General features: G+C 63.9%; 30 protein-coding genes and 1 tRNA gene. 21 read left to right on the forward strand and 10 right to left on the reverse strand.

Translation table 11 applies throughout. The features are described 5' to 3' along the window. Positions 1-10 precede the first annotated feature (10 nt). From BMX16_RS18235 to BMX16_RS18250, 9 genes are all read left to right on the forward strand, one after another. Positions 11-907 carry a cbb3-type cytochrome c oxidase subunit I gene (locus BMX16_RS18235; protein WP_281242608.1) on the forward strand — a complete coding sequence of 299 codons (897 nt, stop codon included), beginning with the start codon at positions 11-13 and terminating at the stop codon, positions 905-907. An 83-nt stretch (positions 908-990) separates the two neighbouring features. Continuing rightward, on the forward strand, positions 991-1,329 hold the full coding sequence (locus tag BMX16_RS18240; RefSeq protein ID WP_281242609.1) for a cbb3-type cytochrome c oxidase subunit I: 339 nt from the start codon (positions 991-993) through the stop codon (positions 1,327-1,329). Positions 1,330-1,673: 344 nt separating this feature from the next. Next, positions 1,674-2,306 carry a cytochrome-c oxidase, cbb3-type subunit II gene (gene ccoO / locus BMX16_RS13660; protein ID WP_089904817.1) on the forward strand — a complete coding sequence of 211 codons (633 nt, stop codon included), beginning with the start codon at positions 1,674-1,676 and terminating at the stop codon, positions 2,304-2,306. Between the two features lie 74 nt (positions 2,307-2,380). Further along, a complete protein-coding gene (locus tag BMX16_RS13665) occupies positions 2,381-2,575 on the forward strand; it encodes a cbb3-type cytochrome c oxidase subunit 3 (protein WP_218139900.1) in 195 nt (64 codons plus the stop codon). After that, complete coding sequence (locus BMX16_RS13670) at positions 2,572-3,195, forward strand: cbb3-type cytochrome c oxidase N-terminal domain-containing protein (protein ID WP_089904711.1); 624 nt, start codon at positions 2,572-2,574, stop codon at positions 3,193-3,195. Before BMX16_RS13665 ends, BMX16_RS13670 begins: the two co-directional genes overlap by 4 nt. Next, a complete protein-coding gene (locus BMX16_RS13675) occupies positions 3,196-3,450 on the forward strand; it encodes a c-type cytochrome (protein WP_089904714.1) in 255 nt (84 codons plus the stop codon). Then, entirely contained in the window at positions 3,447-3,662 is a 216-nt protein-coding gene (locus BMX16_RS13680; protein ID WP_089904718.1) for a hypothetical protein, read from the forward strand. Before BMX16_RS13675 ends, BMX16_RS13680 begins: the two co-directional genes overlap by 4 nt. Continuing rightward, positions 3,656-4,129 carry a DUF2189 domain-containing protein gene (locus BMX16_RS18245; RefSeq protein ID WP_218139901.1) on the forward strand — a complete coding sequence of 158 codons (474 nt, stop codon included), beginning with the start codon at positions 3,656-3,658 and terminating at the stop codon, positions 4,127-4,129. Before BMX16_RS13680 ends, BMX16_RS18245 begins: the two co-directional genes overlap by 7 nt. Positions 4,130-4,134: 5 nt before the next feature. After that, the gene (locus BMX16_RS18250; protein WP_218139903.1) at positions 4,135-4,500 is read left to right on the forward strand and encodes a DUF2189 domain-containing protein; all 366 of its coding nucleotides are present in this window, start codon (positions 4,135-4,137) and stop codon (positions 4,498-4,500) included. A gap of 148 nt (positions 4,501-4,648) precedes the next feature. Here BMX16_RS18250 and BMX16_RS13690 read toward each other — a convergent pair whose 3' ends face one another. From BMX16_RS13690 to BMX16_RS13720, 7 genes are read right to left on the reverse strand one after another with little or no spacing between them, the layout of a single operon-like run. Further along, entirely contained in the window at positions 4,649-5,917 is a 1,269-nt protein-coding gene (locus tag BMX16_RS13690) for an MSMEG_0569 family flavin-dependent oxidoreductase (protein WP_089904720.1), read from the reverse strand. After that, positions 5,899-6,177 (reverse strand): MSMEG_0570 family nitrogen starvation response protein, encoded by a 279-nt coding sequence (locus tag BMX16_RS13695; RefSeq protein WP_089904723.1) that lies wholly within the window; start codon positions 6,175-6,177, stop codon positions 5,899-5,901. The genes BMX16_RS13690 and BMX16_RS13695 overlap by 19 nt, the downstream gene beginning before the upstream one ends. Next, the gene (locus tag BMX16_RS13700) at positions 6,170-7,144 is read right to left on the reverse strand and encodes a sll0787 family AIR synthase-like protein (protein ID WP_177174675.1); all 975 of its coding nucleotides are present in this window, start codon (positions 7,142-7,144) and stop codon (positions 6,170-6,172) included. Before BMX16_RS13700 ends, BMX16_RS13695 begins: the two co-directional genes overlap by 8 nt. Further along, positions 7,141-7,683 carry an MSMEG_0567/Sll0786 family nitrogen starvation N-acetyltransferase gene (locus tag BMX16_RS13705; RefSeq protein ID WP_089904725.1) on the reverse strand — a complete coding sequence of 181 codons (543 nt, stop codon included), beginning with the start codon at positions 7,681-7,683 and terminating at the stop codon, positions 7,141-7,143. Before BMX16_RS13705 ends, BMX16_RS13700 begins: the two co-directional genes overlap by 4 nt. Next, the gene (locus tag BMX16_RS13710) at positions 7,680-8,798 is read right to left on the reverse strand and encodes an MSMEG_0568 family radical SAM protein (RefSeq protein WP_089904728.1); all 1,119 of its coding nucleotides are present in this window, start codon (positions 8,796-8,798) and stop codon (positions 7,680-7,682) included. Before BMX16_RS13710 ends, BMX16_RS13705 begins: the two co-directional genes overlap by 4 nt. A 1-nt stretch (position 8,799) precedes the next feature. Beyond that, positions 8,800-9,765, reverse strand: a complete 966-nt coding sequence (locus BMX16_RS13715) for a Nit6803 family nitrilase (RefSeq protein ID WP_089904731.1) — start codon at positions 9,763-9,765, stop codon at positions 8,800-8,802. 54 nt (positions 9,766-9,819) lie between these two features. Next, positions 9,820-10,302, reverse strand: a complete 483-nt coding sequence (locus tag BMX16_RS13720) for an MSMEG_0572/Sll0783 family nitrogen starvation response protein (protein WP_089904734.1) — start codon at positions 10,300-10,302, stop codon at positions 9,820-9,822. 237 nt (positions 10,303-10,539) lie between these two features. On the opposite strand from BMX16_RS13720, the gene BMX16_RS13725 reads away from it, so the two are divergent. The 5 genes from BMX16_RS13725 to BMX16_RS13745 all read left to right on the forward strand — a co-directional run bounded on the left by BMX16_RS13725 (position 10,540) and on the right by BMX16_RS13745 (position 15,750). After that, positions 10,540-11,901 carry an aminotransferase-like domain-containing protein gene (locus BMX16_RS13725; protein ID WP_089904737.1) on the forward strand — a complete coding sequence of 454 codons (1,362 nt, stop codon included), beginning with the start codon at positions 10,540-10,542 and terminating at the stop codon, positions 11,899-11,901. 261 nt (positions 11,902-12,162) lie between these two features. After that, entirely contained in the window at positions 12,163-13,122 is a 960-nt protein-coding gene (locus BMX16_RS13730; RefSeq protein WP_177174676.1) for a helix-turn-helix domain-containing protein, read from the forward strand. Continuing rightward, positions 13,115-13,396: a hypothetical protein gene (locus BMX16_RS13735; RefSeq protein ID WP_089904743.1), complete on the forward strand. Its 282-nt coding sequence runs from the start codon at positions 13,115-13,117 to the stop codon at positions 13,394-13,396. Before BMX16_RS13730 ends, BMX16_RS13735 begins: the two co-directional genes overlap by 8 nt. Positions 13,397-13,583: 187 nt before the next feature. Further along, on the forward strand, positions 13,584-13,985 hold the full coding sequence (locus BMX16_RS13740; protein WP_245731569.1) for a terminase small subunit: 402 nt from the start codon (positions 13,584-13,586) through the stop codon (positions 13,983-13,985). Continuing rightward, positions 13,972-15,750: a phage terminase large subunit family protein gene (locus tag BMX16_RS13745; RefSeq protein WP_089904749.1), complete on the forward strand. Its 1,779-nt coding sequence runs from the start codon at positions 13,972-13,974 to the stop codon at positions 15,748-15,750. The genes BMX16_RS13740 and BMX16_RS13745 overlap by 14 nt, the downstream gene beginning before the upstream one ends. A gap of 30 nt (positions 15,751-15,780) precedes the next feature. On the opposite strand, the gene BMX16_RS13750 is transcribed toward BMX16_RS13745, so the two are convergent. After that, positions 15,781-17,565, reverse strand: coding sequence for a GmrSD restriction endonuclease domain-containing protein (locus BMX16_RS13750; protein WP_089904752.1), 1,785 nt, complete (start codon positions 17,563-17,565; stop codon positions 15,781-15,783). A 283-nt stretch (positions 17,566-17,848) separates the two neighbouring features. On the opposite strand from BMX16_RS13750, the gene BMX16_RS13755 reads away from it, so the two are divergent. From BMX16_RS13755 to BMX16_RS13780, 7 genes are all read left to right on the forward strand, one after another. Further along, a complete protein-coding gene (locus BMX16_RS13755) occupies positions 17,849-18,391 on the forward strand; it encodes a hypothetical protein (RefSeq protein WP_089904755.1) in 543 nt (180 codons plus the stop codon). A 95-nt stretch (positions 18,392-18,486) separates the two neighbouring features. Then, positions 18,487-19,734 (forward strand): phage portal protein, encoded by a 1,248-nt coding sequence (locus BMX16_RS13760; RefSeq protein WP_245731574.1) that lies wholly within the window; start codon positions 18,487-18,489, stop codon positions 19,732-19,734. A 1-nt stretch (position 19,735) separates the two neighbouring features. Beyond that, the gene (locus BMX16_RS13765) at positions 19,736-20,068 is read left to right on the forward strand and encodes a DUF2190 family protein (RefSeq protein WP_089904761.1); all 333 of its coding nucleotides are present in this window, start codon (positions 19,736-19,738) and stop codon (positions 20,066-20,068) included. An 18-nt stretch (positions 20,069-20,086) separates the two neighbouring features. Next, positions 20,087-21,826, forward strand: coding sequence for a prohead protease/major capsid protein fusion protein (locus BMX16_RS13770; RefSeq protein ID WP_089904764.1), 1,740 nt, complete (start codon positions 20,087-20,089; stop codon positions 21,824-21,826). Continuing rightward, positions 21,826-22,041 carry a phage head-tail joining protein gene (locus BMX16_RS13775; RefSeq protein WP_089904767.1) on the forward strand — a complete coding sequence of 72 codons (216 nt, stop codon included), beginning with the start codon at positions 21,826-21,828 and terminating at the stop codon, positions 22,039-22,041. The genes BMX16_RS13770 and BMX16_RS13775 overlap by 1 nt, the downstream gene beginning before the upstream one ends. After that, positions 22,041-22,220, forward strand: a complete 180-nt coding sequence (locus tag BMX16_RS17360; RefSeq protein WP_143058038.1) for a hypothetical protein — start codon at positions 22,041-22,043, stop codon at positions 22,218-22,220. The genes BMX16_RS13775 and BMX16_RS17360 overlap by 1 nt, the downstream gene beginning before the upstream one ends. Beyond that, entirely contained in the window at positions 22,217-23,317 is a 1,101-nt protein-coding gene (locus BMX16_RS13780) for a tyrosine-type recombinase/integrase (RefSeq protein WP_177174677.1), read from the forward strand. The genes BMX16_RS17360 and BMX16_RS13780 overlap by 4 nt, the downstream gene beginning before the upstream one ends. A 5-nt stretch (positions 23,318-23,322) precedes the next feature. On the opposite strand, the gene BMX16_RS13785 is transcribed toward BMX16_RS13780, so the two are convergent. Both BMX16_RS13785 and recJ read right to left on the reverse strand, forming a co-directional pair. Next, a tRNA-Glu gene (locus tag BMX16_RS13785) sits at positions 23,323-23,397 on the reverse strand. Between the two features lie 98 nt (positions 23,398-23,495). After that, positions 23,496-25,277 (reverse strand): single-stranded-DNA-specific exonuclease RecJ, encoded by a 1,782-nt coding sequence (gene recJ / locus BMX16_RS13790; RefSeq protein ID WP_089904770.1) that lies wholly within the window; start codon positions 25,275-25,277, stop codon positions 23,496-23,498. Between the last annotated feature and the right edge of the window lie 98 nt (positions 25,278-25,375).

Raw genomic sequence — 25,375 nt, forward strand, 5'->3', positions numbered from 1 at the left:
AACCCGGACCATGGTGACCAACCTGACCAGCACCGAACGGGCGCGGGGTCTGGCGATCGCAGGCGCGGGGGTGCTGACCGGCCTCGCGATCGCCCTCGTCGGTCGCGACGATCCGATGGCCATGCACGGCTGGATCATCCTGCTGTTCTGCGGCGTGCTGTCCTTCGTGATCGGCGACACGCTCTTCGATGCCGAACCGGTCGAGGATCGCAGCCTGTCCTACTCCGACGATCCCTCCAAGGTCGGCATCCTGCTGGCCCTCGTCTGGGCCGTCGTCGGCATGGGCATGGGGGTCTGGGTCGCCTCGCAATCGACGAGGCCCGACCTGCGGTTCGACGCGGCGTGGTCCGGCTTTGGCCGCACCCGCCAGTTGCACACGTCCGGCGTCATCTTCGGCTTCGGCGGCATTGCGTTGATCGCCACGTCCTATCACATCATGCAGCGCACCAGCCGCGCGCGGATGCCCGATCAGGTGTCGCCGTGGTTCGTCGTGCTGGGCTTCATTCGGTTCTGCGCGGTCGCCGCCAGCGGCTGCCCGATCGGCGTGACCCAGTCCAAGGAGTACGCCGAATCCGAATGGTATGCCGTGCTGTGGCTGGTGATCGTCTGGGTGGTGCATTTCGTCCTTTATATCAGCACGCTGGCCCACCGGAACGAGCCGCACGTCCATGTGGCAAGCTGGTCTGACCTGTCGTTCATCCTCGTCGTGGCGATCCTGCACATCGTGAACAACCGCGCGATCCCCGCGTCGTTGACGGGGGCCAAGAGCTATTGCGCCGTCTCCGGCGTGCAGGATGCGATGGTGCAGTGGTGGTCTGGGCACAGCGCGGTGGCGTTCTTTCTGACCACCGGCTTTGTGGGGATGCTTTACTACTTCCTGCCCAAGCGGGCAGGGCGGCCGATCTAGTCCTATCACATGTCGATCCTGTCGTTCTGGGGGATCGTGGTCTTCTACATCTGGGTCGGCTCGCACCATTTGCACTGCACCGCGTGCCGCACTGGGTGCAGACGCTGGGCGGCATATTCTCGATCATGGTGCTGGTGCCGAATTGGGCCAGCGCGGGCTATGCGCTGATGACGCTGAACGGCGCGTGGCACTCGGTCCGCGACGATGCCACGCTGCGCGTCATGCCGGTGGCGGCGGTGTTCTACGGCCTGTCCACGTTCGAGGGGTCGTTGCATGAGATCCGTCCGGTCGACGCCCTGTCCCACAACACCGACCGGACCAGCGGCCACGACCACTCCGGTGCGATGGGCTGGGTCGCCATGATCACCTGCGGCGCGATCTATGCCCTGACGCCGATGCTGTGGCGGCGCGAGGCGATGTAGTCGTGGAAGGCCGTCGAATGGCACTTTTGGTTGGCCCTGTCGGGCACTGTCAATTACGTCTTCGCCATGTGGAACGGCGGCATCACGCAAGGGCTGATGTGGCGCACCTACATGCCGATTACAGCGCACGCGCACTGGGCGGCCTGCCGTTGCTGACCGGGGCCTGCATCTGCCTGTGGAACGTCGTCATGACGATCCGCCGCGTGCCGCATCTGACCCCGGCCATCGACGTTTCCACGTCATGGCGCCTGCCTTGCCGGCGGCGGAGTAAGCGCATTGTCGCAACCCTCCTCCCGCGTGTCCGGGTTTCAGGCACGGACCCACTACCGGATGGAACGTCATTCATGGCCCTGAACGCGGGCATCATCCTTGCCGCCGGTGTCGGCGGCGTGGTCAAGATCGCGCCCCTGTTCACCATCGACGACACGGTCGAGAGTGTGGCCGACATGCGGGTCAAAACCCTGCTGGAACAGGTCGGGCGCGGCATCTACATCCGCAAAGGCTGCTATCCCTGCCATAGCCAGATGATCCGCACCCTGCGCGACGAGGTCGTGCGCTACGGCCCCTATTCGCTCGCGGTGGAATCGAGCGACGACGATCCGATGCTGTGGGCCTCGAAGCGGACCGGGCCGGACCTCGCACGGGTGGGCGGGAAGTATTCCGACGACTGGCAGGTCCGGCATCTGGTGGACCCGCGCGGTCTGGTGACCGTATCCGTCATGCCGGACTACGCTTTCCTGCGCGAGGCGGCCCTGCGCACCGACGATCTGTCGGACCGGCTGGGCGCGCTGCGGATGGTCGGCGTGCCCGACACCGACAAGATGGTCGCCAAGGCGGCCAGCGACGCGTTCGGTCAGGCGCAGCCCGACACCGACCGGGGTGACGGCGTGTTCCACCGCTACGGCGATGCGACCAACGTGTGCGCCTTCGACGGGCAGGCCGACCGCATGACCGAGATGGACGCCCTCGTCGCCTAGCTGCAGATCCTCGGCCATCTGACCGATGCCGCACAGGCCACCCAACCGGTGACCGGGGCGTAGCGGGAATGGACATGACCCACGACTGGTGTGTCATGATGTCGAAATCCTTCGGTCTGTTCTGGCTGGTGGGGCTGTCTGTCGTGACCACCGCCCATGTTTTCTGGCCGTCGCCCGGCCCGCGGTTCGACACAGCCGCCAACAGCATCCCCGATGACGCGGATGAACCGGCACCGCCCGTCGCCACAGGGTCGGAGGCGGGATCATGACCGTCAAGGCCCACGATCCCCTGACGGGGCACAGGACCACCGGCCACGAATGGGACGGCATCACAGAATGGACCACATGCGTGCCGCGCAGCGTGTGGGTGTTCATCGTCGTGACGCGCCTGTTGGCGCTGGTCCTGTGGATCCTTCTGCCGGCGTGGCCGCTGGGGGCAACCCATACGAGGGGTCTGCTCGGCGTGGACCAGCGTGACGCGGTGGCCGACGACATCGCGCTTGCGACGCTGGCGCGTGCCGACTGGATGCAGCTGGTCGCGACCCTGCCCACGGACCGGATCATGGCGGACCCGGCACGGATGGCGCGGCTGACGGGCACGGCGCATCAGTTCTTCGGCGAGAACTGCGCGGGCTGTCACGGCTCCGCGGCGGCGGTGGCAGGCTTTGCCAGCCTGATCGACGCGGACTGGCTGTGGGGCGGCGACACGGACACGGTAAGGGAAACGCTGCGCGTCGGCATCGACGCCACCCACCCCGACACCCGCCATGCCCAGATGCTGGCCTTCGGCGCGCACGGCATCTTGCCCGCCGCCGACATCTGCCTTGTCGTGAATTACGTGCAGTCGCTATCCGCCACGTCCGGAGGCATAGTCGCTGCTGACGCGTAGGTGGCAGGTGCGGCCCGGTTCGCCGACAACTGCGCCGCCTGCCTTGGCGACGGCGGCGGCGGCAACACCGACATGGGCGCGCCGAACCTGACCCATGCGGTCTGGCTCTATGGCTCCGACGATGCGTCGATGGTCCGAACGATCTGGGATGGCCGTCAGGGCCGGTTGCCCGCATGGGAAGACCACCTGTCTCTGACCGAGCGCAGGATCCTTGCCGTCTACCTGCAGCATCTGGGGCAGGGGGCTGCGCAATGACCGTCGCATCCCACCGCGAGCCGGGCCCGCGGGCGGACTTCTGGACCGGCCCGCGCCTGTCCGAGAGCGCCACCGTGTCGCTCGTCCTGATCGTGTTCGTCGCGGCCAACGCGCACCGGATCACGGTGTCTTTTGCATCCGCCCCCGACTGCGTCCTGCACCCGACCAGGGAAGGCCCCGTGACCTACGCGGCGGTAAAACCATCATGCTGAGCGATCATTCCCCGCCCGACGACGTGCTGTCGCCACCCGGCAATCCCCACGCGGCCGATGGCCTGCCCCTGATCGGGCCGCTGCTGTCGCACCCGGACCTGTGCGCCCGCGATCTGCCGTGGCGGACCCCGCTCGGCTGGCTGCGGGCTGGCTGGGACGATTTGTGGCGCGATCCGCTGAACAGCCTGTCCTATGGGCTGGGGGTCTTTCTGATGTCCGCGCTGGTCGTCTGGACCGTCTTCGTCTTCGACTACCGCTATGTCCTGTGGCCCGCACTGGCCGGGTTCACGGTCGTGGGCCCGCTGATCGCCAACGGTCTGTACGAGAAAGGCCGCCAGCGCGAGGCGGGCCACGCCACCCCGCTTTTGCAGATGGTCTTTGGCAGGCCACGGTCCAGCCCGCGGGCCGTGTTCATGGGGGTGCTGCTGCTGTGCCTGTTCCTGCTGTGGATGCGGCTGCCGTCCTGATCTGAGTGCTGTCCTTCGGCACCGTGCCGTTTCCCGGCACCGACCAGATCGTGCCGATGCTGTTCCTGACACCCGTCGGCTGGTCGGCCCTATTGGTCGGCAGTGCCGTGGGCGGGCTCTTCGCAGCATTCTCCTTTGCCATCAGCATCTTTGCCGTGCCGATGCTGCTGACGGAACGGACCGATGCGCTGTCGGCGCTGGAGATCAGCATGGCAATGGTCGCCAGCAACCGGATGGTCATGCGGGCGTGGGGCGCGATCGTGGTGGAGCTGTTCGCCCCTGTCGCTGTTCGCCGGGGGTCTGGGCCAGATCCTGATCTTCCCGCTGCTGGGCCACGCGACGTGGCACGCCTATCGCGGCATTCGCGGTGATGCGCAGCAGCAGGTAAAGGCAGAACGCATGTTCATCCGCCCTGCGTGACGCAGGCGACGCCCCAGTGCCCCGGCAGGGTCGTCATGCCGCCGGATCGGTCGTGTGCCAGCGGCAGGGCGCATCCGCGCGAGGCATGATTATGATCCGCTAGACCGCCCTTGCGGTCCGGCCGCGCTGCGCGATGGCCTTGACCACGTGGTCCGCATCCTGAGCCACGCCCAGAAACCGACCCGATCCCCACGTGTGCAACCAGCCGAGGCCGAGGAAATACATGCCGTCCACATCGCAGATGCCGCGGGTGTGAATCGGCCTGCCACGTGCGTCGCGGCAATCGACCTGCAGCCAGTCGTAGTTCGGTCTGAACCCGATGCACCACAGGACCGACGTGATCCCTTCGGCTGCCGCGTCGATCTCGGTGATCTCGCGCTGTGGCCGCCAGACCTTCTCGAATGCGGGCGCCTCGGGCGCGTCGATCCCTTCGTGGGCGATGTAGGCGTCGATCATCTGGCGGATCCCAACATAGCTCTTGTCGGCGGTGTCGAGGTTCTGTTCCAGATCGGGCAGAAAGCGGATCGTGGTGCCGTCCATGTCGGAGACGGAGCCATACATCCGCAAGCCATCGCGCGCGAAGCGGCGCAGGTCGATCTCGTGTCCGCCGTCGCGGCCCGACATGTAGTGGTTGGTCTTGCCTTCCGTCGCCGCGGGGTCGGGCTGCTGGGCGATGGTGATGTCGTAATAGCCCAGCACGTGCAGCCAGTCGGTGGCGTCGCGGCCGCGATACCAGCGCGGGCTGCGCGGTGCGGGTCCGACCGCCAGCCGCACGTCGCGGCCCGCGATCCACAGATCCTCCATCATCTGCACGCCGGACTGCCCGGTGCCCACGACCAGACAGGTGCCGTCCGGAATGTCCGACGGGCGGCGGTAGGATTTGGAATGGATCTGCGCGATGGCCGGGTCGAGGCGGTCCGCAAAGGCGGGCGTGATCGGCGTGTCGTAGCCGCCGGAGGCCACGATGACATGGTCGGCGGACCACAGGCCGCGGTCTGTGTCGACCTCGAACACGCCGCCGACCTTTTGCACGCGGGTCACGGTGACCCCTTCTTGCAGGGGGGCGGCGAAGCTGTTGCAGAACCCCTCGACGTAATCGACGATCTGATCCTTGACCATGAACCCGGTCGGGTCGTCGCCGCGATAGGGGTAATCCGGCAGCCTGCACTGCCAGTTCGGCGTGACGAGGCAGAAACTGTCCCAGCGGTCCGCCTTCCACGCGTGGAACCGCTGGTGGCGTTCCAGCACGACATGATCCACACCCGCCCGGCACAGGTAGTAGGACGCGGACATCCCGGCCTGTCCCGCACCGACGACGACGGTCGTGACATGGGTGCGCGGGGCGGGTTTCAGCGGATGGACAGACATGTGACGATCTCCTCTGGCCGGTAACGGGCTGCGGCTGCGGCAAGGCGTGCCGCCTGCGCGTCGGCGGACGAACAGCGAAAGCCGTATTTCGCAGCCACCCGGTCTGCCGCAAGGTTCAGGGCGGTGAGGCTGCGGGCCGCGAAGTCGTCGATGCGATAGCCCGTGCCGGCCGTCAGGTGGTCGTGGATGACGGTCGAGGGCGAGTAGCACGCCTCTTCGGTGCCGTCGGGCCAGCGGATGCGGAAGGTGACCTCAGGCATCGGCCCCCTCCCTGATCGGGGCGAGGCCGAGGTAGGGGGCGGTGCCGTGGTCCCAGATCGCATGGCCGGTTGCCCCGTCGGTCAGTGCCACGGTGCTGCCCGGCGTGACGGTGCCGATGACGGCGGCACCGATGTCGCGGGCGTGAAAGCGGGCCAACACCGCAGGCGCGTTGGCGGCCTTGGCGGTCAGCAGAAAGCCGAAGCTGGGAAAGGCGGTCATCCAGCGGGCCAGATCGCCCCCCGGTGCAGCGATGGCCGCCGGGTCGATGGCGATGCCCACGCCGGAACATTCGGCCAACATCACGGCGGTGCCCGCGATGCCGCCCTGGCTGATGTCCTTGCCGGCGGTCACGAGCTCGTCTTCGGCCAGCCTCGGCAAGATCTCCATGTCGCCGCGCAGGCGGGCATGGGGTGCGTTCAGAAAGGCGGGAAAGTTGCTGCTGTCGCCCGCATAGGCGCCGCGCAGGTCCGCCGCCGCGATCAGCACGTCGCCGGGGTGCGCGTCGAAGCTGGTGATGAGTGCCTTGGCCCGGCCCCAGATCGCGGCGGCCAGTTGCGGCTGCGGCGTGCGCAGGTTCGTGTGGCCGCCGACGATGGGGATGCCGTAGGCTGCAGAGGCGTCGCGCATTCCGCGCAGGATCTCTGCCGCCGTTGCGGCGTCCGGGGCCCAGAGCGCATTTGTCAGGGCGGTCGGCCTGCCGCCCATGGCGAGGATGTCGCTCATGTTCACCATGACCGCGCACCAGCCCGCGAACCACGGGGCGGATGCGACGAAGTCGTTCATGAACCCCTCTTGCGCCATCAACTGCCAGCCGTCGCCATCGCGGATCGCAGCGGCGTCGTCGCCGGGGCGGCCCGGGCTGTCCTGCGTCAGGCCGAGTGCGGCACAGGCCACGTCGATGTCGCGTTTGCCCGTTACATGCGGGTGCGCGGCAAGATGCGCGGCAAGGGCGGCCACGTCCGTCATGCGGCGCGCCGGGTCAGCGCCATCCAGCCACGCGCGGGATCGGCGATCGCAGGATAGGCCGCAAGGTCCGCCTGCATCCGCATGTGCGGATGACCGTGCAGGTCCTGCTGGCCCAAGGGCTGCCAGTCCAGCTTTTCGAACAGCGGCACGTTCTGCAACTGCACATGCGCCATGAAGGCCGTGCAGCCGCGCGCATGGGCGGTGCCCACCGCCAGACGGATCAGCTCCGCCCCCAGCCGCCCGACGCCGCGATAGGCAGGGGCGACGGCCAGCCGCCCGCCCCACCACACGCCGGGGGTCTCCTCATGGATGCGGACGGTGCCCACGACCTCGTCTGCCTCTGACGCCATGGTGGACAGGGCGACCAGCGGCAGGGCGACGCGGTCGATGGCATCCCGGTCGTGGCCGTCGAAGAGGCCCTGTTCGCGCACGAAGGTGCGGTGCCGCAGGGATGCGGCGCCACTGATCTCCCACGCCTGCGTGGCCTGACGGATCAGGAACTCCGACGTGACGAAGGCTGCGGGACGTTCGATGATCACGACGCTGTCTCCAGCGCGGGGCGCCTGAACTTCTCGAAGGCGGACAGGGCCGAACAGGCGCCGCAGCGCCCGCAGCCGGCCTTGATGTCCTCGGCCCGCATGCCGCGGTCCACGATCATCTGCGACAGCGGCCCCAGCACGCGCTGCATCAAGGCGGACGTGGGCGCCGGGTGGCTTTCCAGCGGGGTGCCCGTGACGGGCACGAAGGGCACGACGAAGGGATAGACGCCGATCGCCGTCAGCCGGTCGCACATGGTCAGGATCGCATCCTCGGTATCGCCGAGACCCGCGAGGATGTAGGTCGACACCTGTCCCCAGCCGAACACGTCCACCGCCGCGCCGAAGCTGTCGAAATACTTCGACAGCGGCACCTGCGCCTTGCCGGGCATGATCTGCTGACGCAATGCGGGCGTCACCACCTCCAGATGCATGCCGAGGCTGTCGATGCCCGCATCCTTCATCCGGCGGTGCCATGCGTCATCCTCGGGGGGTTCGCACTGCGCCTGCAGCGGCAGGTCGACGGCGGCACGGATGGCGATGGCGCTTTCGGTCAGCACCAGTGCGCCCCGGTCGGACCCGGCGGGCGTGCCGGTCGTCATGACCATGTGCTTGACCCCGTCCAGCAGCACGGCGGCGCGGGCGACCTCGGCCAGTTGGGCGGGCGTCTTGTGGGCGATGGTGCGCCCGGCGGCGAGGCTCTGGCCGATGGCGCAGAACCTGCAGGTCTTCTTGCGGCTCTCGTAGCGGATGCAGGTCTGCAGGACGGTGGTCGCCAGCACGTCCTTGGCGTGCAGTTGCGCGATGTGGCCGTAGGGCACGCCGTCGGCGGTGGACAGGTCGAGGAACTTCGCCCGCTGCGGAAACCGCACGTCGGCCCAGAACACCCCGTCCTTCAGCACGCGGGCGCGGCCCTGCGCGTCCGGTGCCTCGACCAGATAGGGCGACTCGAACGCCGTCGCGGTATGGACGGGCACCATCACGGTCAGCCCGCCGATGGTCACGGCCTTGTGGTCGGTCGGCCCGGCGCCGCCGCGCCGACTGTCGGCCCCCGCGCGGGGATCGACCAGACGCATGCCGCGGGTCTGTAGGTCGTTGATGATGTCGCCGGTCTGCATGTCAATCCTCCAGGGGGATCGGTTGGAATTGGGCGCCCGTCGCGGTAGTGTGCCGCGCCGGGGTCATGTCGGTGTTGTGGTTCAGCGACAGAAGTTCCGGCCGGGCATAGTGGCCGACGGAATCCATCATCCGCTTGCGTTTCGTGACCAGCGCCATGTCGAGGTCGGCGTAGAGGATGCCTTCGCCGCTGGTCAGCGGCGGCACGACGTGGCGCCCTTCCGGCGTGACGATGCAGGTCATGCAGCCGTCGCGCAGCGCCTTCTGCAGGGTGGTGTCGGGGGTGATCCCCTCGATCTGCGCGTCCGTCAGCCAGCCCGTCGCGTTCACGACGAAGCAGCCCGATTCCAGCGCGTGATGCCGCATCGTCACCTCGATCTGTTCGGCAAAGATCGGTCCGACCAGACTGCCGGGGAACTGGGCCACGTGGATTTCCTCGTGCTGGGTCATCAGCGCATAGCGGGCGAGGGGGTTGTAATGCTCCCAACACGCCAGCGCGCCGATGCGGCCGACGCGGGTGTCCACGACCTTCAGCCCTGCGCCGTCGCCCTGACCCCAGACCATCCGTTCGTGATAGGTCGGCGTGATCTTGCGCCGTTTCAGGACCAGCGTCCCGCAGCCGTCGAAGATCAGCTGCGCGTTATAGAGCGATCCGTGGTCGCGTTCGTTCACGCCCAGCACCACCACGACGCCGTGGTGGGCACAGCGCTGGGCGACGCGGCGGGTGTCGTCTGACGGGACCGTGACCGCCTGTTCATAGAGGTGCAGGTGCGGCTTGCCCTGCTGGCAGGGCGGCAGCACGAACGAGAAATAAGGATAGAAAGGCACGAAGGTTTCGGGAAAGACGATCAGGTCCGCGCCGTTGACAGCCGCCTCGTCGATGGCGTCCAGCACGCGGGCCATGGTCGCCGCGCGGCTGGTCAGATCGGGCGCGATCTGGACGGCGGCGGCCTTGACGATGCGTGACATGGGCGTTCTCCCGATAGGTGGGCCGGGGCGCGGTCCGCCCCGGCGGAAGGGGCCTTACAGCGTCCAGGTGTCGATGATGACGGCGTTGTCGCGCACGTGCAGCAGCTTCAGGTCCAGCACGTCCTGCGGCGCGATGGGCACGATGCCGGGCAGCAGCGCCGCCTCGCCGTGGCCGTACAGCGCCTGCAGCGCAAAGCGGCAGGCATAGATCTTGCTGCCCTCGGCCATGAACTTCTTGAGGTTGTCGCCGAAGTTCTGGTGCCCCGGAAAGGCCGCGTCGCCCAAGGTCGGAAAGCCGCGCTGCACGCCCAGCATGACGCCCGGACCATACAGCAGGATCGACGTCTCATAGCCCTTGCGGGCCAGACGGATCGCGTTGAGCATGTTGACGAGGCCGATCGACCCTTCGAAGGCCACGGTGTGGAAGGTCACCAGCGCCTTCTGGCCCGGCTCCGCTTTGACGTCTTCGAAGACCTTTTCCTCGTAGTCGACGAAGAAGTCGCCGTCCTTGTGTTTTTCCTGCGTGACTGCGGGCATCGTGCGCTTCCTTTGCGTGCTTGGCTGGGTCTGGTGCCACGATGCGGCGGCAGCATGCATCCGATCAATAATTCTGACAATTATGCATACAATATAGCCAGTCACGGCTGCGGCAGCGCGCAGGGTTCAGGAAACCCGCCCATTTCGGCGGCGCCCGGAAAAGAAATCCGCCACATCTGCACCCGGCATCCATACAATCCGTTTCAATTCGCATGGAATCGGATTTAGGGTCGCGGGATGAGAGACTGGACACCCACCCTGCGCCGCGACGGTGCCGCCCGTTATCTGCAACTGGCCGATGCCATCGCCACGGGCATCGCCGACGGCAGCCTGCGCGACGGCGTGCGCCTGCCGCCACAGCGTGTGCTGGCCGACCGCCTCGGCATCGATTTCACCACCGTGTCGCGCGGCTATGCAGAGGCGCGGACGCGGGGGTTGGTGGACAGCCACGTCGGGCGCGGCACCTTCGTCGTCGGGATCAAGGCCGCCGATCCGCAGCGCGAGTTGCGCCGCCACGCGGATGTGGATCTGACGATGAACCTGCCGCCCGAACCGGACGCGCCGGACCTGCTGGCGCGAATGCAGGCCGGATTGCAGACCGTGTCCGCAAACCTGATCGACCTGCTGCGCTATCAATCCTCGACCGGCGGGCAGATCGACAAGGAGGCCGCATCGACGTGGCTGTCGCTGCGCGGTCTCGTGCCGACGCTGGACCGGATCGCCGTGACGCCCGGTGCGCATCCGACGATCCTCGCCATCCTGATGAGCCTGACCGTCCCCGGCGACGTGGTCCTGTGCGAGGATGTCACCTACGCCGGCATCCGGGGGATCTGCGCACGGCTGGGGTTGCGCCTGATCGGCCTGCCCGGCGATGCGGAGGGCATCGATCCAGACGCGCTCGATGCGGCGATCCGGGACCATCGGCCCAGGGTCCTTTACCTCAACCCGACCCTGAACAATCCGACGACCCGGACGATCACGCTGGCCCGGCGGCAGGCCATCGCCGACGTCATGCTGACGCATCGCCTGCCCCTGATCGAGGACGATGCCTACGGCTTCATCCCGCCGCATCCGCCTGCGCCGCTGGCCAGCTTTGCGCCCGACCTCGTCTGGCACATCGGTGGGCTGGCCAAGTGCATCGGCGCGGGGCTGCGGGTGGCCTACACGGTGGCACCCGACAGCCACGCCGCCCGCGATCTGGCGCATCAGCTGAAGGTGATTTCCGTGATGCCGTCGCCGCTGATGATGGCGCTGGCGACCCGCTGGATCACCGACGGCACGGCGGACGGCATCCGCCGCTTCATCCGTGAGGAAACCCAGGCCCGCCAGGCCATCGCGGCGCAGATGCTGGCCCCGTTCCGCCACGAGGCGGCGCCACATGCCTTCAACGTCTGGCTGCATCTGCCAGACGGCGTGACGCGGGCCGAGATCATCGGGCGCATGGCGGGGACGGGCCTCGGCATGATGCCGTCCGATGCCTTCACCGTGTCGGGCGAGCCTGCCGAGGCGATCCGAGTCTGTCTGGGTGGGCAGATTACGCGCAGCCAGCTGCGCGACGCGCTGGGGCTGCTGGCCTACATCATGGCGTCACCGCTGTGAATGCGCCGGGTGGGGTGATAAATCTTGGTGGGCCGCTGATGGCCCGCAGGGACGCGGGCACCATGGCCGATGGAACGACAGGACCGAGGTCCGCGCATTCACTCTGCACTGGACAGAGCTGATTTCACCAACGCAGCCCCATCGGAAAACCGCCCTGCGGCGATCGGGCGGGGTGGAGCCGTCTCCAATTATTTGCGCGGTGGAGTGGGGGATAAGTGGCAGCCCGTAGGGAAGGGCACTTCTCTAGCAATATCACGGGACTTGGATTGTCCAACCCCCTCTGAACGCCCCATTGAAAACAATGGCGAAATTCGGCGTTTGTCCAACCGATTTTGCGATGGCGAAAACGCCCCGCTTGACGTCCCGACCATTGCAAGGCGTGTCGATCAAAACGGCAACTGGAACCGCGCCCGATGGGGCTGGCTAAAGGCCGTAACGGGTGACGGCGAACTGTCACCGATGGCACGCCTTCTTGCCCACGTCCTTGCCACGCAGTTTTCGCACCATGAGACGGCCCATTGCACGCCGGGCACCGAAACCTTGGCCGATGCCCTCTGCACGTCTGTTGACACGATCAAGCGCGCCTTGCGCGATCTGGCGGCGGCAGGATGGCTGATCAGGACCGAAGGGCGCGGGCGCGGGAATCGGTCTGAAATCTTCTTTCTGGGCGGTAATAACGTGGTGCCGATGATCTGCCCGAAGGGGCCGGAAACGTCCGGCCATGCCCGCCCGAAACCGGCCCAAGCACCATCCAAAGGACACGAAAAAGGGGGCAAATCTGCACCCTTTTACAACCGCAACACGGCTGCGAAAAAGGGGGCAGATATGCGTGGAAAAGGGGGCAAATCTGCACTGTCCTATATAAAGGATGATCCAAAGAATATCCAAAGGGCTGGCCAGCAGTCCGAAACCTCTATTTCGCCTCGTTCGTCTGGCCGGATGGACTGGACCAATTACGACCGGGCAACCGAACCCGAAAAGTGGGAACGCGGCCTGTGTGACATCAAGCGCGGCACATATGCCGAAGATGCTTGGAACGCTTGGCTTGCCGATCATGGCTTTCCGACGCTGGTGCAGATCGGTCTTGGGAATGGTCCAGACGGTTGGGCCGTGCCGTTCCGAATGCCGCCGCGTGTTGACGATGACAAGATCGAAATCAGCCTTTCCCTGAAATGGGCGCGCATTTTCAGCCGCAACGCGAAGGAACGGGCCAATGTTTGATGAAGAACGCCAAGAGCGCATTGAATCGAAAGAGGCGGTTGCCGAAAAGGCCGCGTCCTGCATCCGCGAGTGCATGGCGCTGATGCGCGAAAGCGGGATGCCTTGGGATAGCATCATCGCCGGTGCCCATGCCGAGGTGATCAGCGCCATGACGCTGGCCTTCGGCGGGCGGATGGCAGCGCATTGCTGCACCAGCGCCGCCGAACGGGTCTGCACCCTGCCTTCGGAGGCGGACCATGCCCTTGCCTGCGCCAGACCAGCGGGCAGCGCGTGACCTTCGCGGGTCCTTGCCAGCCCCGACCTATACGGGGGGCAGAGGCGCGATGCTTGAAGCTATGCAATACTTTACAAGGGGTTAAAAGATGCGGATCATGTCGGAATTGCCGGGGCTTGGGGGCGACAAGCCTGTCCATCGCATTGGCGGTTCTGACCTTTGCGACCTGTTCGGCATCACGCCGGGGATGCTGACGGCCCTTGGCAAACGCGATATCGTGGTTCGTCTAGGCCATGATGCCTATGACCTTGAGGAAAGCGCGCGACGCTACATCGCCAGCCTGCGCGAGACGGCAAGCGGGCGCGGCGGCGAAGAACAGGTGCTGAACCTGACCAGCGAGCGGGCGCGGCTGGCACGGGAACAGGCCGACGCGCAGGCCCTGAAAAACGCCGTACTGCGCGGCGAATACGTCCCGGCAAGCGAGGTGGAACGGGCTTGGGCCGATACCCTGCGCGCCCTGCGTTCCCGGCTTCTGGCGGTGCCTTCCCGGCTGCGCCAATCCATGCAGCACCTGACCACCAGCGACGTGACCATGATCGACCGCGAATTGCGCGACGCCTTGCAGGAACTTGGCAATGCCGACGCTTGACCAGATCACCAGACAGGCGCTGCGCGCCCTGATCCCCCCGCCGCGCCTACGCCTGTCGGACTGGATCGAGCGCGAAATCGTGCTGCCCGATGGCGTGTCCGCCTTGCCCGGCCCGGTGCGCCTTTGGCCTTTTCAACGCGAGATTGCCGACGCCATAGGCGACGCCGAAATCGAACGGGTGACTCTGGTGAAGCCCGTCCGGGTCGGATTCACCACGCTCTTGACCAGCGCGCTTGCGTCTTTCGTCGCCAATGAACCTGCGCCGATCCTTTGCCTTCTGCCCGCAGAGGCCGATTGCCGCGACTACATGGTGTCCGATATCGAACCGATCTTCGGGGCATCCCCGGCGCTTGCCGCTGCCCTGTCCGATGAACAGGACGAATCCGGGCGCAACACCCTTCTGTCGCGCCGCTTCCCCGGCGGATCGTTGAAAGTGGTCGCGGCAAAGGCACCCCGCAACCTGCGCCGCCACAACGTCCGGGTCCTGTTCATGGATGAGGCGGACGGCATGGAAGCAACCGCCGAAGGGTCGCCGATCCTGTTGGCCGAACGCCGCACCATGTCGTTTCCCGACCGTAAGATCGTGCTTGGATCGACGCCCGTGCATGAAGAAACCTCGCACGTCCTGCGCGCCTATGCGCAGTCCGACGCCCGGATTTATGAGGTGCCTTGCCCCGATTGCGGGGCCATGAGTGAACTTATGTGGCCCGATATCATCTGGGATGAAGGCGCGCCCGAAACGGCCCGCTGGCGTTGCCCGCATTGCGCCGCAGAGGTATCAGAACGGCATAAGACCGATATGGTCGCGGCTGGCCAGTGGCGCGCTACCCGGCCCGAAGTGCAGGGCCACGCCGGGTTCCGAATGAACGCCCTGATATCGCTGCACACGAACGCGGCTTGGGGCAAACTGGCGGTGGAATTCGTCCAGGCTAAAGACGATCCGACCATGCTGCAAACCTTTGTGAACACGATCCTTGGCCAAGGCTGGCGCAGCGCCGGGGATGAACTGGCCGAAGATGAGCTGATGGGTCGCGCCGAGCCCTTTGGGCTTGCTGTCATTCCCGCCGAAGTGCTGGCCTTGACGGTTGGGGTGGACGTGCAGCACGACCGCTTAGAAGTCACCTATCTGGGCTGGACCGAAAGCGGCGTGACGTTGGTGCTGGGGCATCGGGTGATCTGGGGACAATATGACGCCGAAGAAACATGGGTCGAACTGGACGGGCTGATCGGTTCCCGCTTTCCCCATGCGCTTGGCGGCAAGATCGGGGTGGACGCCTGCGCGATTGACGCGGGCGATGGCGTGTCCATGCACCACGTCACCGCCTTTGCCACGCCCCGGACGCGGCGCAAGGTGATGGCGATCAAGGGCGCGCCCGGTAATCGCCCGATGATCGAACGAGCAGGATCGACCACCAAGACGGGCGCGCGCCTGTGGATCATTGGCGTGGACACAGTGAAACTGCAATTGTTCGGGCGGCTGGCGCAGGCGGGCAGCTTTCGGTTTTCTGCCGATCTGCCCCCGGTCTGGTTTGAACAACTGGCGTCCGAACGGTCTGTGGTGCGCTACACCCGTGGCCAACCGACGCGCAGCTTCGTTCGGATTCCGGGGCGGCGGGCAGAGGCGCTTGACTGTGTGGTCTATGCTTTCGCGGCGCGGGCATTGGTTAATTTGGACTATGACCAGCGTCGGGCCGACCTTTCGACCGAAGCCGCGCCCGCGCCGAAGCCCGCCCCGGTGCTGGCATCAAGCTGGATGCAGTGGTGAAAGAAAAGTGGACCCAAGGCAAAAATTCGATTACCGGAATTTTTCTGCGATCGCAGCAATTTGTGGACCTGTGGCCTTCTTAGTTTCAGAGCCGGTTCTAAAGAATGCATCATCTCCTAAAAAGCTCATGTTCGTTTGTGCTGGTATTCGAACTCTAATGATTTCCAGCCCCTTGTAAGTTATCGAATCTATAGAAGTAGCCATCATTGTCTTCAAGGGTTCCATTAATCCTGATTGGCCAATATGATCTGTCAGCAGCCGAACATAGTCATCAAGGCTCTTTCCCAAGATAGTAGCTTCTCTTTCAACTCCTACCACGTTCACATGGCGGACCCTAACTGGCACCACACCATCAAGTTCTGCTATCCTTGTTGCGTGCGTATCCTTATCAGCAATGCCGATGTAAAGATAACCATTCGCATCTGGCCCCACATTTGCTATCGCACAAACTGTTTCAATTATTGTCTTAAGGATATTTTCATCCATTTTCCGACTATCATCAAGTCTTAGGAAGCCCTGCTTGAATTCATATCGAGAAGTTTCCGTCTTCGCTCTACTTATGGAATTCTCGAAATCAAGTATGACCCCAGGTCCATGCTGAAATGCCGCCATATCCTTCTTGACAAATTGATCTCTCACGAGTCCTTTAGAGATATTTATGTTCGTCCTTCTGTCTTCTGCTTTGGTTTGTTTTTGGCCAACTTCAATTTTGTTGGTCAAGTTGTTGAGGCACGACATAATTTTCTTTGAGTCATCTGGAAACATACTTTCCTTAATTATTAAATCAAAGAAAGTCATAAAGACGGCATAAAAGGGCGATTTCTGAGCATTTGAAGTAGCAGTTGGATAAACAACTTTCCTAAAGTGATTAGTTTCGCCATTGCTTTCCTCTACTACAGTGCGCAAGGCGGAAAAAACCAATTTCACCTCAGCAGCAATTTTCTCCTTTCCATAAGCAGTCAAGCGTTTTGCGATGTCTTTTGCATCCGCATGATCCACATTGTACAGATTATCACGATACACCCGCGTACCATCGACAGGGCCACTTAAAAGAATTGAGGCGCAGATATCAATGATCATTTCTTCGTCGTCGCTGTCGCGAAGATCGCCAGTTCTCAAGATGCCTTGCTGACACCAGAAAATTTCTTCTGCCTTTAAGTTATAGCCATGAGGATTCTTTTGGTTTTCAATACTTATTTCTGGCATGTCGTGAAGAGCCAATCGCTCCTTCGACACATCGCCCCTCAGCTCAGCGCCAAGCTCACGAACAAGTTCTGCAAATTCGGACAGAACACCAGCTTGTCTGCGTTCCTGATCGCTGAGCTGCTTACCACCAGAGTTAATTCGACCAAAGATATCAGTGATGCGCTTATCATCTTCCCCAGAAAACGACGTCACAGCCATCTGGTAGTCAAGAAAGTCCGAGCAGATTTTTGGACTAAGTCTCTTTACATCCATGCCAAATATATTGAAGAGGCCTTCTTCATTTGCCTGTCGGGCGCGCGCGAATTCGTTCACATCAAAGCACAAATCATTGACCGTAAACCCATGTTCAATGAAGCTAAATATCGCATTTAAGCGTTGCATTCCATCAATGACTTCAATGGTGTCCTGCCCATCTGGTCCTTCAGCCTTTTTCTCTGCAAGAAGAATAAGCGGAATGGGGTAGTTGAGCAATATGCTTTCAATTAACCGCTTTTTTTCATCCACAGTCCAGACCAGTTTTCTTTGATACTGTCGATTTACAACCAATGACCCACTTCTATAGTCCCGATACAGCGACTGAATGCTCAGTCCTTTTGGTGAAACTGCCACAATCTAGCTCCCGCGGATCAAACTTTTTCAGAACATGCAAGAAGCCTGTCGCGGTTGCAACTCGAATCAGTGACAAGTGCGATCCCTTTCTTCTTAAACTCGTTCGTTTGCTCTCCGCCCCGCCCCCATAGGATTTCAGTTGAGTGGCCCAAAAGCTCAGTTCTGACGGCTTTGGTAAGGTTAGAATTTCATTCCGGCGATACGAAGCGAGTGAGGTATCACTTGACACCCCCTACGAGGCCTGCGCAGATTGGGAATCGAGTGATACCCAAATGGTGATGACATGAAACGCGCTGCTTTCCTCTACTGTGCCGACATCGACTTGACCCGCTTTAAGGTCTTGAACCAGCGTGACCAGCTTCCGTTCGTTGTGGGCCGAGATTGGGGTGGTTCGAACTACACGCTGGACCAAGCGTTCCGCTTGCGGGTCTTGCTTGACCTCCTCGGTGGTGAAGGGCGCGACGTCACTGCGATGGCGGGCTTGGGTCCGACCTATGCAACAAAGATGATCTTTAACGCACTCTCCAAGTTCCCCCGGCACCCGCTTAACAAGGTCGTACCGTCTGACTGTTATCTTGGTGTCGTCGTGTACAAAGAACCCGAGCAAGATGGCGAAATCTTGCGCAGTTCCGAATGGATTGCCTGCGAACTTGAGCGGCTTCCGGCGTGGCTTGACGAACGCCGAACCGATTCGATTACAGGGCAACGCAAGGAAATCATTCGTATCTTTCTGGTTAACGTGACCCGCGCGGCCAAGTTTGTTCGCGAGCGGGCCGATGCTCTTGGCCTTCCCGAAGGCAGCGACTATTCGGAGATTCCCGATTGAACGCCCTAGCCCGCCTTTTGACCCGGATTACGGGGCCGGTGCACAAACGCCAGATTGAAGCTGGCGGCGGTGGGCGGCGTTGGCAGGGTTCGCCCATGATGAACGCGCCGCAAGCGTCGATCCTTGCGGCCCGCGCGCCAGCCAAGGCCCGTGCAGCGGCGTTGTCCATGAACAACCCGACGGCGGCGCGGATCGTGGAGACGTGGCTTGCGGCGCTGGCGGGCAAGGGCTGGCAGGCGCTTTCGCAGCACTCGGACCCTGCAATCCGGCGTGCGCTGAATAACGAATTTGAAGGGCAGATGCTGGCCTTGTTGCCAGTCGCGGTGCGCGCCCTGGTGCGCGACGGCGAAGCCTTTGTGAGAACCTTTACTGTTTCGGGTGATCCGGGAGAGGATAGGCGGGCGGCGTTTGGTTCCTTGGCGCTGCCCGCCGACCAGATTGACCCGTCGCTGACCCGCGACCTTGGCGACGGCGGGCGGATCGTTGCTGGGGTTGAATTCGACGCAAGCGACCGGATCGTCGCCTATCACATTCTGCCCGATGCCCCCGGAACCCCGTTCGGGTTGATTGGGCAGGCGGTGCGGGTTCCGTCGCGCGAAGTGCTGCACGTCTTTGACCAGCTTTTCCCCGGACAGGTGCGCGGCATTTCTTGGCTTGCCCCGGTGCTGCTGAAGCTGGCGGACTTTGATGCGGCGTCCGACGCCATGCTGATGACGCTCAAGGTTCAAAGCCTGATGACGGGCTTTGTGCGCGACGCGGAAGGCGGCACGGCGGGGTTCGAATCCACCGACGGCAGCGTGAACGTAAGCCTTGAGCCAGGCGCTATGCGGGTTCTGCCCTATGGGTCCGAAGTGGAATTCTCGCAGCCCGGACAGGGACTGTCGCAGGCCGTGGAATTCGTGAAAGGCCAGCAACGCGAAATCGCCGTCGGTGTTGGGCTGACCTATGAACAGGTGACGGGCGATCTGTCGGGCACGAATTATTCAAGTGCCCGTGTCGGCTTGCTGGAATTCCGCCGTCGCGCGGAAATGCTGCAAAAGACGTTGATTGAGGCGCAGTTGCTGCGCCCCCTCTGGCGGCGCTGGATCGACGCCAAGGCATTGGCGGGTGAATTCGGCACCAGTGAATCCGAATTGGCCGACTATCGCGCCGTCAAATTCGTTGCCCCCGGCTGGCAATGGGTGGACCCGCTGAAAGAGGCGAATTCCGATATCCGCGCGATTGAGGCGGGTTTGAAATCGCGCGCCGAAGTGGTCGCAGGCCGTGGCCGCGATATCGAAGAACTGGACGAAGAAATCGCGGCGGACACCTTCGCCCGCGCAACCAAACCTACAGGAGTCTGAAATGCGAAATTCCCTTTTCTCTGGCAACAACGTCACGCTGCCCGCGCCTTTTGCCCTGACTTCGGGGCAGGTGGCGCAAGTTGGTTCGATCATCGGTGTGGCGCAAGGTGCCGCTGCATCCGGTGCCGACGTGGTGCTTGTGCGCCAAGGCGTGTTCACCCTGACTAAAACCGCCGCGCAGGCATGGACCCTTGGCCAGACGCTTTATTGGGACAACGCCGCGCGCGCCGTCACCACGACCGTTGCCAGCAACAAGATCATCGGTGCCGCCTTTGCCGCTGCCCTTGCGGCGGACACGGCGGGGCAGGTGCTGTGTGACGGCACGATCCGCTAAGAACCGGGAACCGATACCATGACCATTCACCTTCGGGCGGCAAACATGCGCCCCGCCACCTTCAACGCAGAAGCCCGCACGATTGAAGCAATCGTATCGACCGGGGCGGCGGTTGCCCGCCCCGGCTTTACCGAAGTGCTTGACCTGCGCGGCGTCGATCTGGCGCGGCTTGTCGGTGCCCCGGTGCTGGACGGGCACCGCCGCGACACGACCCGCGATCAGTTGGGCGTGATCGAGGCGGCGCGCATGACGCACGAAGGTTTGCTTGTGGTGATCCGGTTCCGCGAATCCACCCCGGCGCAAGCCGTAATGACTGACGTTGCCAACGGCACCCTGCGCGGGCTGTCGATTGGCTACACCGTTGAGCAGACCCGCGAGGCCAAAGACGGCACCAAGCGGGTTCGCACCGCGACCAAGTGGACGCCGATTGAGGTGTCCATCGTTCCCGTTCCCGCCGATCCCGGCGCATATTTCAGAAATGGAGAAGTCACCATGCCGACCACCGAACTTGATGTGCAGGTGCAAACCCGCGCTGAAATGAACACCGAAATTCGCAGCATCGCCGAACTGGCGGGGCTGGACCGGGCTTGGACCGACGGGCAGATCGACGCCGAGGCGACGCCGGAAGCGGCCCGCGAACTGGCTTGGGCCGCGATGGCGCAACGCCAGGCACAAACCCGAACCCGCACCACGGCGCAGATCACCTTTGATCACAACGACCCGGCGGTGTTCACTTCCCGCATGGGCGAGGCGATCCACGCCCGGATGAACCCAGGCTATGAACTGTCTGCCGCAGCGCGCCAGTATGCGAACTTGCGGATGCCCGATGTGGTCCGCGAAGTCGCTAAGCGCCACGGCATTGCGGTGCAGGGGCTGTCTGACAGTCAGGTGTTCACCCGCGCGGGCAGCATGGTCACGGGCGATCTGGCGGGCATCCTTGGCGATAGCGCCGGGCGCAGCTTGCGGACCGCCTATGATGCTGCCCCGTCCGGTCTGCGCCCCGCCGCGCGCCAGACGCAGTATCCGAACTTCAAAGTGCAGACCAAGTATATGCTTGGTGACGCCCCGGCCCTTCGCCGGGTGCTTGAAGGCGGCGAATATCCGATGGGTTCGGTTGCCGAATCCGCCAACACCAATACGCTGGCCACCTTCGGCAACATCATCCCCTACACGCGGCAAATGTGGATCAATGATGATCTGGGCGCGCTGGCGGACTTTTCCCGCCGCATGGGCATCGCGTCGCGCGAATTCGAGAACGCGCAGCTTGTCACGGCCCTGACCAGCAACCCGATCATGGGTGACGGTCTGGCGGTGTTTGTGGCTGGCCACGGCAACCTTGACGCCGCGTCCGCGCCAAGCGTCGCCAGCTTGAACGCCGGGCGGGTTCGGATGCGCAAACAGACTTCGGCGAACGGTATGCCGATCAATGCCGCCCCCCGCTATCTGATCGTGCCGCCCGAATATGAAACCATTGGCGAACAGTTGCTGACCACGCTGGCAGCAACTGCCGTGGCGGACGTCAACCCCTTTGCCAAGCTGTCGCTTCTGGTGGAACCCCGCCTGACCACCGCAACGCAATGGTATCTGGCAGCGGACCCCGCGAGTATCGACGGTCTGGAATACGCCTATCTTGAAGGCGCGCCCGGCCCGCAGGTGGAAACGACCGTCGCCTTCGAGGTTGACGCCATGATGATCAAGGTCCGCTTGGACTTTGGCGCTGCATGGATCGACCATCGCGGTTGGTATCGGAACGGCTGATGGCTATCGACCCGAGCGAACTGGAAACCCTGCGCGACGCCCTGATCAGGGCGCGCGCAAGTGCAACACGAGTCGTCATGTTTGAGGGCAAGCGGGTTGAATATGGCAGCGACGCCGAAATGGCGAACGCCCTCGCCGATCTGGAAACCCGTATCCGCCGCGCCTCTGCGCCCCGACCCGGCAATATCAACTTTTCAACCTCTAAAGGTATGTGATGGCAAACCGTCCCGCTCTTCTGAAACAGTCTGAACTGACTCGCTATCTCAAGGCGATGAAAGCCGCTGGCAATGACGGCGGCAGAGTTGAAGTGAAGCCTGATGGAACTCACGTCATCTTCCAAGGCGAGTCCGAAGCCTCTACTGTGACCAACCCTTGTGACAGGCTACTGAAATGATCCGACGCAAGAACCCTTATCCCGGCGTGACCCGGATCGTGGATCGGCACGGCCAAACCCGTTTCCGGTTTCGAAGTAAGGGGTTCACTTGCTATCTGCCGGGGCCGTATGGCTCTGTCGCGTTCCGTGCGGCCTATGACGCGGCGATTGAAGGGGCGAAGGCACCGAACCGCAGCACAACGCCCCAAGGCACCGTGGCTTGGCTGATCGAACAGTATCTGGCCAGCCCAAAGTATCGGAACCTGTCGGAAAGCCGCAAGCGCAGCATCCGGGGCGAACTGGACTGGTTGCGCGGCGTTGCGGGCGATCTGCCCTATGCGAGATTCGGAACTGGCCACGTCGAGGCGCTTATGGGCAAGAAGTCTGGCCCGACCGCCGCGAACACGGTCAAGAAGAACCTGTCCATGCTATTCAATTTTGCGATCAAGCGGGAAATGGGCGTCACCTTCAACCCGGCCCGATATGCTGACAGGCGCAAGGAAAACGCCGACGGCTATCACACTTGGACTGATCAAGAGATTGCCCGGTTTAAGGAACACCATGCGACGGGCAGCAAGGCTTTGCTGGCGATGATGCTGTTCCTTTGGACAGGCGCGTCGCGGCAAGACGTGGCCGCAATGGGCTGGCGCAACGTGCAAGGTGATCGGATCACCTACAGGCGTGGCAAGACAGGAATCGGGGCCGATCTGCCGATACATGAAGAACTTGCCGCCGAACTGGCCTATGTGCCGCGTGACCAGTTTCTGTTCGTCACGCATGGCGACGGCTTGGCTTACAAACCGACTACCTTGGGCAACTGGTTCAAGGATCAATGCAAGGCCGCAGGCAACCCGCTTTGTTCAGCGCATGGGCTGCGAAAGTCGCTGGCAACCCTGATGGCGAACGCTGGCAAGTCACCCGACGAAATCCGTGCTGTGATGGCTCACAAGACCAACAAGGAAGGGGCGACCTACACCAAAAAGGCAGATCGTTCGCGGCTTGCAGATAGTGGGTTTGTCGGCCTGTCCAGCACAGAAGCGGAACGAAACTTGTCCAACCTAACGGCGGGGTTGGACACAAGCGTATCGCAACCCATTGAAAGGAAAGCATTAAAATGAATAAGTGGCAGCCCGTAGGGGAGTCGAACCCCTCTTCCCAGGTTGAAAACCTGGTGTCCTAACCGATAGACGAACGGGCCACAGCTTGTGTCGCGCTTCTAATCAGCGGGTGCGGAGGGTGCAAGCAGCTTTTCGTCGGTTTCGTCGAAAAAATCGCATCGGCCCCCTCCACCCCCGATCAGGCCCGCGCCGCATCCTCCAGGCGCAGTTGCGGGCTCTGGCGACCTTGCCAGACGTTGACCTCCAGCTTGCCCGCGAGATGGAACCGGGCGTCGCCATGCGCCATCAGCGCAGGCCCCAGCGGGCCGTCCATCGCGCCGAAGGCGATGGCGTCGATCCGGGCCCCTAGACCGTCGCCGAACGTCACCTTCAGGTGCCCGGTGCCCACCACCTTGGCGAACAGGATGCGGCAATCGGGAAAGGCAAAGCGCGGGGCAGGGCTGCCCGCGCCGAAGGGACCCGCCGCATCGATCTGGCCGATCAGATCGACCGTCGCGGCCCCCGGCATCAGCACACCATCGAGGCGCAGGTCGCGCGGCCCCAGCGCCCCGGCGCCCTGCCGGTCCAGCAAGGCGGCGATGCGGTCCATTGCGGCGGAAATCAGATCCTCCCTCACGGTCAGGCCAGCGGCCATCTTGTGACCGCCGCCCTTCTCCAGCAGCGCTTCTCCGGCGACCCGCTGGATCACTGCGCCAAGGTCGATGCCGCCGACCGACCGTCCGGACCCCTTTCCGATGCCGTTGTCGAGGCCGATGACGATGGCGGGGCGGTTGGTCGCCTCCTTCAGCCGGGCGGCGACGATGCCCACGACGCCCGGATGCCAGCCCGCACCAGCGGCCCAGACCAGCGGGCCGTCGAGGCCGCGCGCCTCGGCCTGCGCCATGGCGGCATCGCGCACCACACCCTCGATCTCGCGTCGTTCGGTGTTCAACTGGTCGAGGCGCGCAGCCAGCGCCGCCGCCTCGTGCGCATCGTCGGTCGCCAACAGACGCGCGCCCAGATCGGCGGCCCCGATGCGGCCCCCCGCATTGACGCGCGGCCCCAGCATGAAGCCAAGGTGATGCGCCGTCGGCGCCTGATCCAACCCCGCCACGTCGGCCAGCGCCACCAGACCGGGCCGCTGCCGCCGCCCCATCACGACCAGCCCCTGCCGCACGAAGGCGCGGTTGACGCCCACCAGCGGGGCCACGTCGGCGACCGTCGCCAATGCCACCAGATCCAGCAGCCCCATCAGATCCGGGCCAGCCTCACCGGCCGCCTTCATCTGGCGGTTCGCCTCGACCAGCATCAGGAACACGACGCCAGCGGCGCACAGGTGGCCCAGCGTGCCATCCTCGTCCTGCCGGTTCGGGTTCACGATGGCGAGGGCGGGTGGCAGCGTCTCGGCCCCCAGATGGTGGTCCAGCACGACCACGTCGGCCCCCGTGGCCGCCGCGATGGGGCCATGGGACAGGGTGCCGCAATCGACGCAGACGATCAGGTCGTGGGCCGCCGCCAGCATCGCCATGGCCGCGTCGTTGGGGCCATAGCCTTCGTCGATGCGGTCCGGCACATAGAGCGTCGCCCGCACGCCCAGATCGCGCAGCCAGACCAGCAGGAGGGCCGCCGACGCGCCGCCGTCCACGTCGTAATCGGCAAAGACTGCGATCCGCTGCCGCCCCCGCACCGCCGCCAGCACCCGCGCCGCCGCCGCCTCCATGTCGCGCAGGGACCGCGGGTCCGGCAGCAGGTCGCGCAGGGTAGGTGCAAGATAGGCCGCCGCCCCGTCGGCCGCGACGTCGCGCGCAGCCAGCACGCGGCACAGGGCAGGGGGCAGGCCCGTCGCCTGCGCCAGCGCCTCGGCTTGCCGGTCGTCATGGGCGCTCGGCCCCGTCCAGCGCCGCCCCGACAAGGAGGCGTCCACCCCGAGGAAGGCGGGCCCGAGGAGCGCAGGCCCAAGGAAGGCAGGTCTTTCAATCATGGCGGTCCTGTCCCCTTCGGGCTTCTTCTGGTCTTAAATATCCCCGCGCGGAGCGCCGGGCCGCAGGCCCGATCGCCGACATCCGCCAAAGGCGCAAT

The sequence above is a fragment of the Loktanella fryxellensis genome, assembly GCF_900110065.1.
GTDB lineage: Bacteria > Pseudomonadota > Alphaproteobacteria > Rhodobacterales > Rhodobacteraceae > Loktanella > Loktanella fryxellensis.